At 69.4% G+C, this 9058-nt stretch carries 5 protein-coding genes; 1 reads left to right on the top strand and 4 read right to left on the bottom strand.

The features are described 5' to 3' along the window. The 3 genes from AB0C20_RS32845 to AB0C20_RS32835 all read right to left on the bottom strand — a co-directional run. On the bottom strand, positions 1-3510 hold a 3510-nt coding region (locus tag AB0C20_RS32845), incomplete at its 3' end, for a discoidin domain-containing protein (RefSeq protein WP_357569461.1). A gap of 185 nt (positions 3511-3695) precedes the next feature. Then, complete coding sequence (locus AB0C20_RS32840; protein ID WP_357569459.1) at positions 3696-6539, bottom strand: discoidin domain-containing protein; 2844 nt, start codon at positions 6537-6539, stop codon at positions 3696-3698. Continuing rightward, positions 6536-6925, bottom strand: coding sequence for a hypothetical protein (locus AB0C20_RS32835; RefSeq protein WP_357179183.1), 390 nt, complete (start codon positions 6923-6925; stop codon positions 6536-6538). The genes AB0C20_RS32840 and AB0C20_RS32835 overlap by 4 nt, the downstream gene beginning before the upstream one ends. A 156-nt stretch (positions 6926-7081) precedes the next feature. On the opposite strand from AB0C20_RS32835, the gene AB0C20_RS32830 reads away from it, so the two are divergent. Further along, on the top strand, positions 7082-8428 hold the full coding sequence (locus tag AB0C20_RS32830; protein ID WP_357179180.1) for an ABC transporter substrate-binding protein: 1347 nt from the start codon (positions 7082-7084) through the stop codon (positions 8426-8428). Between the two features lie 66 nt (positions 8429-8494). Here AB0C20_RS32830 and AB0C20_RS32825 read toward each other — a convergent pair. Further along, on the bottom strand, positions 8495-9058 hold a 564-nt coding region (locus tag AB0C20_RS32825; RefSeq protein ID WP_357569458.1), incomplete at its 5' end, for an enoyl-CoA hydratase-related protein.

The raw sequence follows: 9058 nt of genomic DNA, 5'->3' as shown, positions 1-9058 counted from the left end.
GATCGAGACGTTCGTGAAGACCGTGTCGGTGATCGGGTTCTGCGGCTGCCCGCCGACGTAGTTGGTCTGGAACATGATGCCGCTGTAGGTCGGATCGATGATGTCGACATCGCTGACCCGGATGCCCTGGAACACCTTCGAGGCGGAGAAGACCCAGATCGCCGGGAAGGTCTGCCCGCCCCAGAAGTGCCCACCGGCCCGCACGATCGAGATGTTCTCGAAGCGGGTCGGCGGGTTGGCACCGAAGCCGTTCATCGGGTAGCCGAAGTCGAGCGAGCTGATGGTGATGCCCGAGTAGACCAGGGTGTCCGCGATGTAGATGTTGCGGAACGTGTTGCCGTAGCCGCCGTACACGGCGACACCGGCGGCCCGCCAGGTCAGGGTCGAGGTCAGGTTCTCGTAGATGTTGTCCTTCATGTCGGCGCCGCCCGCGTCGATCGCCGAGAACAGCGCGAAGCTGTCGTCGCCGGTGGCTCGGGCGTCGTTGTTGCTGACCAGATTGTTGGTGCTGCCGTTGGTCATGTTGATGCCGTCGGCGAACATGTTCCGGATCCGGGAGTTCTTGATCGTCATGTAGTCGGTGTTCGCGCCCCAGTAGAGGCACACCATGTGCTCGTTCCAGATGTTGTCGATCACGATGTTCGACACGTTGGCGAAGTCGAACACCTTGCCCGGACCGTCGATCCGCGAGGTGTAGTTGCCGAAGTAGGCGAAGTTCTTGAAGGAAGAGTTCGCCGCCGAGTTCTCGGCCCGGAAGCCGATGTCGGTGTTGTCCTGGCCCGACGGAGCGTTGAACCGGGTGTACCAGGGGCCGGCGCCGGTCACCTGGACGGCCTTGCCGTACACCTGGAACTTCGACGAGGTGGAGTAGTTACCGGCCGGCAGGTACACCCCGACCAGGTTGCCGGTGGTGTCCATCCGCACCCGGTCCAGGGCGTTCTGCACGTCCTGGTGGGTGAAGCCGGTCGGCGTGGTGTAGCGCGCCGAGTCCGGGTTGGCGATCGGCGCCACCTGCTCCGTGTTGATGAAGTCGATCGCGTACGTGGTGGTGTTGGCCGGGTCCTTCTGGAGGCGGATCTTGCTGCCGGCCGGGACTGTGGAGTTGAGCATGACGTTGGCTTCGTCGTAGATGTGCCGCGGTCCGCCCGCGCTCGGCGAGTTGCCCGGGCTGGCCTCGTTGCCGTAGAGCCAGGCGTACCGGGACGTCAGGTCGATGGCCTTGTGGAACGCGCCGTTGACGTAGACGTTCAGCGTCGAGTTGATCCCACCGCCGCCCGGTGCGTCCGGGATGGAGAAGCGGGTGACAAGCGTGTTGGTGCTGGCCCGGGTGGTGAACTCGACGTAGCTGCCGGTCGAGTTGAGGGTCACCGCTCGCCGACCGGACGCCTCGCCGGCCAGGTCGCCGATCTCCCGGTTCGGTCCGACGACGCTGGCGCCGCCGCCGATAGCGCCGTCCTCGGCCTCGTACATGTCGTACGGCATGTTCGCGCCGCGACCGACGAAGAGCGGCCGGTCACTGGTGTTGTTGGCCTGCTTCACCGGCAACTCGTTGCCGTCCACGGCGAGCACCACCCGGACTGTGTACTTGCCGTTCGCGGCGGTCCAGGTGCCCAGGTTGATCGGGCCGACAGTGGCGCCGGCGTTGATCACGCCGGAGTGCGAGCCGGTCAGGGTACGGACCACGGTGCCGGACTCGTTGAGAACGGTCAGGGTGATGCCGTGCGCACCGGACGCCGAAGCCTGGTTGCCGGCGTTGCGGATGGACACGGAGAAGGTGACCGTGTTGCCCGCCGACGGGTTACCCGGCGACCAGGCGACCGCCGAGGCGACCAGGTCGGAGCTGGCGACCGCGGCGACGACCAACGGGCTGGGGTTGGTGTAGCTGTTGTTGGTGTCGTCCTGCTCGACGACCGTGTTCGACTCGTCGACCTTGGCGCTGAGCGGGTAGCTCCCCGAGTCCCGGGTGCCGATGCTGGCGCTGACAGTGGTCGAGGCGCCCGCCGCGAGACCGCCGACCGATGCCGTGCCCACCCGGGTCGAGCCCAGGTAGAAGTTGACGTTGGTCGCGCCGGAGGCCGAGGAGCCCGCGTTACGCACCGTGGCGGAGAGCGTGATGGTGCTGGTCTCCACGGGTGCGGACGGGCTGAACGACATGCCGGTCACGGTCAGGTCCGGGTTCGGCGCCGGGGTGCCGAAGACCTGGAACTCGGCCACCTGACCGGCCGGAGCACCGGTGTTCGAGGCGATCGAGAGCCGTACGTCGGCCGCCGCGCCGGAGACCGGGATGGTCACCGTGTTGCCGCTGCCCGGGTTGAAGCTGTAGTTCGCCGCGCCGACCAGTGTGGTGAAGCTCGACGAGCCCTGGTCCCGGCCGAGCACAGTGATGTTCTGGGTACGCGCACCCCAGGCCGAGTCCGGGTTGAGCTTCACGACGACCTGGCTGAGGCTGGCGTTCGCGCCGAGCTGCACTGTCAGCGTGCTCGGGTTGCCGTTGCCCTCCCAGTAGGTGGCCACGTTGTTGTCGTTGGCGTTGGTGGCCACGAACGTGTGCACGAACCCGGAGGCGGTGATCGGCTTACCGATCGCCAGGTTGGAGCCGGTCGGCGGGTTGCCGGTGCCGGTCCGGGTCACTGTGTTGCTGTTGGCCGACTGGTTGCCGGCCGCGTCCTTGGCCCGCACGTAGTACGACACGGTCGCACTGGTCGGCTGGCTGTCGGTGTACGTGAGCGTCGAACCGCTGACGCTGCCGCGCAGCGCGCCGTTGGCGTAGACGTCGTACCCGGTCACCCCGACGTTGTCGGTGGACGCCGACCAGGCGAGCCGGATCTGCCCGCTGACCGGCTGGGTGTAGGCCAGGTTGCCCGGCACGCTGGGCGCCTGGGTGTCGTTGCTGCCGGTGGCGCCGTAGACCTCGACCTCGGACAGCTGGGCGGCCGGCCAACCGGTGTTGCCGGTGACCTGCACGCGTACGTAGCGGGTGCTGGCGGCGGTGAAGCTGACCGTCGCGGTGTTGCCGCTGCTCGGGTTGAACGTGTAGCCGGCGGACGCCTTCAGGGTGGTGAAGGACGAGCCGTTGGTCGAGCCCAACACCGACAGCGTCTGCGTACGGGTCTGCCAGTCCGAGGCGGGTGGCAGCTTGAGCACCACCCTGTCCACGCTGACGGTGGCGCCCAGGTCCGCCTGGATCCACTGCGGGAAAGCGTTGTTGGCGCTCTCCCAGTAGGTCGACGCGTTGCCGTCGTTGGCGTTGCCCGCCACGTAGTTCTGGTTGTAGCTGCTGGCGGTCATGGTCGCGGAGAGCCCGGCGAGCATTGCCACGCGGGCGGCGGCAGCGGACGGGTCGGTCGCCGGTGCCGCGCTCGCCATGGGGGTGACGACCGGGGCGGTGGCGAGGAGCATCCCGGCGAGCGCGCCGGCAAGCATCCGACGGTGGCCCGTGCGGGCGGTGCGGGGGACGGTGGTGGGCGCGCCGGTTGGCGGCGTGCCTCGTCTGGTGCCGGTCCTGGACATGGGGTCGCTACACCTCTTTCGGGGGTGGGTGTGGGTGCGTTGCCCGGTGACGGGTGCAGAGGTACGCCCGTCGTTCCGCGACAGGTGGGGGACGGTGCGGGTTGGGGACGGGGGCGGGTGGCGCGGCGTTGCGCCGGGACGCCCGGACCGGTTGCCCCCGCCCGGTCCGGGCGGGGGCAACCGACCTAGCTGGAGTAGACCTCGAACTCGCTGAGCTGGCCGGCTGGCCAGCCGCTGTTGCCAGTGACGCTCAGCCGCAGGTACCGCTGGGTGGTCGCCGTGAAGGTCACGGTGACCGTGTTGCCGCTGGCCGGGTTGAAGCTGTAGCCGGCGGACGCCTTCAGCGTGCTGAACGTCGAGCCGTTCGTGGAGCCGAGCACCGCCAGCGTCTGCGTACGCGTCTGCCAGGCCGATGAGGGTGGGAGCTTCAGCACTACCCGGGACACCGACCGGTCGGCCCCCAGGTCAACTGTCAACGACTGCGGGAACGCGTTGTTGGCGCTCTCCCAGTAGGTGTTCGCGTTGCCGTCCACCGCGTTGGGGGCGGCGTACACGTCGGAGTGGCTGGTCTCGGTGATCGACCGTCCGGCCGCCAGGTTGCCGCTGGGCGGCGGCGTGGTCGGAGGCGGCGTGGTCGGCGGCGGGGTGGTCTGGGTGCCGCCGTACACCTCGACCTCGGAGAGTTGCGCGGCCGGCCAGCCGGAGTTGCCGGTGACTGTGACCCGGATGTAGCGGCGGTCACCGGAGGGCAGCCCGATCGACACGGTGTTGCCCGCACCGGGGGCGAAGACCCGACCGGCGGACGACGCCAGTGTGGTGTACGACGAACCGTCGGTGGAGCCGAGCACCGACAGGGTCTGGGTGCGTTGCTCCCAACCGCTGGGCAGCTTCAGCGCCACCCGGTCGACCGACCGGGACGCGCCCAGGTCGATGGTGACCGACTGGGGGAAGACGTTGTTGGCGCTCTCCCAGTACGTCGACGCGTTGCCGTCCACCACGTTGGCGGCCGTGTAGCTCTGGTTGGTGCTGGTCGCGGTCGCCGGCCGGCCCAGCGCCAGGTTCCCGCTGGTAGGCGGCGGCGTGGTCGGGGGCGGCGTGGTGGGCGGCGGGGTGGTCGGGGGCGGAGTGGTCGGCGGCGGGGTGGTGGGTCCACCGCCCCACTGCGGGTTGGGCCACGGGCCGCAGTACGGGGTCGGGGTGTACCAGCCGGAGTTGCCGGAGCCCTGGGTGATCTGGAAGCCGGCGCCCACACAGTTGTGCATCGGGTTGCTCTGCGCGATGTTGGTGGCCCGCACGTTGGTGAACGACACCTGGCTGTTCGCCTGCACCTGGAGCGCGTACGTGCCGGCGCCGTCGATGCGTACGTTGTTGAGGTTGATCCCGTTGGTCTGGCCCTCGATCCAGTGCAGCGCCGCGTACGAGCTGTCCAGGATGTCGGTGTCGGTGATGTTGATGGTGGGGTTCTGGAACGCCTCGTTGAGCGCGGAGAACCAGATCGCCCCGACACCGAAGTTCCAGTTGTAGTCCGAGTTGCCGTTACGGATCAACGTGTTCCGGGCGATCGTCCAGGTGCCCTGGACTCCGGTGGCGCCCTGCACGCCGGGGTAGCGGTTCGCGACGTGGATGCCGCCCCCGTTGGTCAGCGAGTCGGCCGTCACGTTGTCGGTGATCTTGATGTCCCGACCGCCGTAGCTGACCAGGTGGTTCGCCAGCAGCGTCACCCCGATGGTGTTGCGGGTGAAGGAGTTGTTGACGTTCGGCACGCTCTGCGCCCACATCGCCAACGCGTCGTCGCCGGTGTTGCGGACGAACGTGTTCGTCACCGTCGAGTTGGTGACGCCGGTGTGGAAGTTCACCCCGTCCGCGGTCTGGTCCAGGATCCGGCTGTTGCGGATGGTGAAGTTGTCCATCGGGCCGTCCATCCACGCCCCGACCTTGGTGTTCTCCAGCCAGAGGTTGTCCACCACCGAATTGGTCATCGCCCCGCCCAGGGCGTTTACCTGGTCGTCGTCGACCCGCTCGCGGATGTCGCCGATGATGGCGAAGTCCCGCAGCGTGACGTTGCGGCTGGGCCCGTTCGCCTCGTGTGCGCGGACCGGGCCGGTGTAGCCGCCGCCGGGGACGTACTTGCCGTAGATGCCGACGGACCTGTTCCGCTCGGTGGGGTGCCGGCCGCCGAGCACCGAGTACCAGGGGCCCGCGCCGCGCAGTGTCACCCCGTCGACCACCACGTGATCCCAGAGGGTGAAGGTGCCGGTCGGGATCCAGACGGCCCGGCCCTGGGCCTTGCCGGCGTCGACCGCCGCCTGGAACTTCGCCGTCGAGTCGGTAGCGCCGCTCGGGTCGGCACCGAAGTCGGTGACCACGTCGAGCACACCGGACGGCTTCGTGATCGCCGGGGCGACCAGCTCGAAGTCGGCCAGGTCGATGGTGAACGTGGGCGACTGCGCGGTCGAGGAGACCTGGAGCCGGATCTTCGTCCCGGCCGGCTGGGTGCTGCCGAACAGCGCCCTGGTCTCGTCGTAGAAGTGGTGCGGGTTGGTGTCACCCGGGTTGTTGTTGAACGGGTATCCGCCGTAGTACCAGCCGTACTTCGACGTGACCGATACCGACTTCAGCAGCGACCCGTTGGCCCGCAGGTCGATGGATGCGTCACGGCCGGTGCCGGCCGGGCTGTCCGGAAGGCTGTAGCGGAAGGTGACAGCGTTGGCCGGGGCGGTGAGGGTGAACTCGACGTACTCGCCGACGGCGTCGAGGGTGACCGCCTCCCGGCCGGACGCCTCGGACGGCAGCGTGCCGTACCGCCGGTCCGGGCCGATCTTCGTGCCGTTGTGGGCGGTCTCCTCCGCCTCCTGCTCGATGAACGGAACTGTGGCGCCCCGGTTGGGGATGTCGAAGGGGGACAACCCCGCCGCCGAGGCCGGGGTCGCGGTGCCGGTGACCGCGAGGGCGGTGACCGTTGTGGCGGCGAGCAGTGTGGCGGCGATGGCGGCCAACACTGCCCGGGTCGGGTCCCGGCGGTGCGTCACCCGGCGCGGCTGCGCAGTGTGGCGATCGTCGAGCCGGCGAGTGTGAGCAGGCAGTCGGGGAGCAGACCGTCGGCGGCCGCCGCACCGAACAGCGCCTCCCCGGTCGGCTCGTCCCGATTCGCGTACGCGCTGACGAAGCGGGCCACCCAGCGGGTGTCGTACCCGGCCTGCTCTATCCCCGGAAAGTCGAGCGCCGCCCCGCTGGCCGCCGGCGCGTCGCCGAGCATGGTCGCGGCCAGGCACCAGGCGACGCCGTACGCACCGTCCAGGCCGGCCCGGTCGAAGACCGCGTCGAACGCTCCCACCACCGCTTCTCCATCGCCGGTCAGCGCCGAACGGAGCACGGCGGCCGCGTCATCGAACGTCTGCTGTGGTAGGTCGGTCACGCAGCGCACAGTAGGACGGGCGGTCAAGCGCCCCCCGCAACCGTCACTGTCCGTGTTCAACGCGAGCTACCTGCGCATTACGCCACCTCCACGGTCCCGCCGCCGGCCTCGGCACGCTAATGTGCGCAGCGGACCTTCGCCGGAGGAAGGACGACCATGTTCGTATCACGCCGCTCGCGGGTAGCCACACTGGCTGCCTGCGCGACGATCCTGCTCGCCACAAGCGCTTGCGGGGATGACAAGCCCGAAGAGGCCAGCGCCCAACAGGTGCGCCTCTACGGCACGGACGGCAACATGCTCAACTCCTATCCTGCGGAGTTGAAGGAACGGGCGAGTCTCGTCGACGGGATGAAGGGCACCACGCCCCTCGTTCCGCTGCCAGACGACTTCAAGGGCCGGCTACGGGCCGTCAATCCGGCGCTGACGGACTACGTGTACTCCGCCGAGACGTACGACGCGGTGGTGATCGCCGTGCTCGCCTCCCAGTTGGCAGGGAGCACCGACCCGGCCGCCATCACCAAGCAGATCGTCGCCGTGACAAACGACGGGCAGCGCTGCGAGGACCCGGCAAGCTGTCTCACGCTGGCCCGCAACGGGCAGGACATCGAGTACCGCGGCGTGTCGCTGACCCGGGCGGGCTTCACCGACAAGGGTGAGCCGGCCACCGCGAGCTACGCCACGCTGACCTTCGACGGGCAGCAGATCAACGACGGTAAGACCGAGTTCGTCGGCGCGGGCATCGAGTCGGCGGCGAGCACCAAGGCCCCGCCGAAGCCGAAGAAGCAGCGCCCGGGTGGCGCCGCCGCCGACCAGGAGCCGCTGATCCTGGGCGGCCTGCTGCCGAAGACCGGTGACCTCTCGATCGCCTACCCGCCGATGGCCGCCGGCGCCGCACTGGCGATCAAGGAGATCAACGCCGCTGGCGGCGCACTGGGCAAGCCGGTGACGTGGCTCGACGGCGACGACGGCACCAACCCGGCGGTGGCCAAGGCGACGGTGGCCAAGCACGTGACGGACGGCGTCAGCGTGATCATCGGTGCCGGCGGTTCGGGCATCTCCCGGGCGGTGCTGCCGGACGTGGTGCAGGCCGGGAAGATTCTCTTCTCCCCGTCCAACACCGACGCCAGCCTCACCGATGTGGACGACCAGGGCCTCTACTTCCGTACCGCCCCGCCGGACAGCCTCCAGGGCCGGGCGCTGGCCGACGTGATCCTCCGCGACGGGTCACAGAAGATCGTCATCGTCGCCCGCAAGGACTCCTACGGTGAGGGCCTCCAGGGCACCGTCCGCGACGAGCTGGAGAAGGCCGGTATCGCCAACGACCGGCTCAAGCTGTTGACGTACGAGCCGCCGGCCGACGCCAAGGCCGCTCCGGTCGACTTCAGCGGCGGCGCGAAGCAGATCAAGGAATTCGGCGCGGACGCCGTACTGATCATCGGTTTCGGTGAGTCCGCTCAGGTGATCCGCGGCCTGGCCGACGCCGGGGTGCAGATCCGGCAGTAGGCAGGACCAGAGATCCACGACGGCCGCACCGGCTTCCCGCCGGTGCGGCCGTTTCTTATACGCGGATCAGCGCGGCCGGCGGCGCTCCAGGAACTCGGTCATCCGGCGGTGCTTCTCGTCGTCCTCGAAGAGCACCGCCTGGCTGACCAGGTCGAGATGCGGGTGCGCGGCGGCGGGGGCGTCCACCGCCAGCTTGGTCAGCCGCACCGCCAACGGTGAGCCCAGGGCGATCTCGTCCAGCAACGCGTGCGCCACCGTCAGCAGTTCGCCGGGCTCGTCCACCACCCGGTTCACCAGGCCGATCCGCAGGGCCTCCGCGGCGTCCACCCGCCGGCCGGTGAAGAGCAGCTCCTTGGCCCGGCCCTCGCCGATCAACGCGGGCAGCCGGTGGGTCGCGCCAGCGCCGGCCAGGATGCCCAACCGCACCTCCGGTTGCCCGAAGACCGCCCGCGCCGTGCACACCCGCAGATCGCAGGCGTACGCCAGCTCCGCGCCGCCGCCCAACGCCGGGCCGTCGACGGCAGCCACGGTCGGCATCGGCAGCGCCCGGATGCGGGCGAAGGCAGCCGAGTTGATCGCGGCGAGGGCGTCCGTACGGCCCCGTTCGCGGAGCTGGCCGATGTCGGCGCC

This window comes from Micromonospora sp. NPDC048843 (assembly GCF_040649965.1).
GTDB classification, from domain to species: Bacteria; Actinomycetota; Actinomycetes; order Mycobacteriales; family Micromonosporaceae; genus Micromonospora; species Micromonospora hortensis.
The sequence above is the reverse complement of the archived record's forward strand: the minus strand, read 5'-3'. Positions and strand labels throughout refer to the sequence as shown.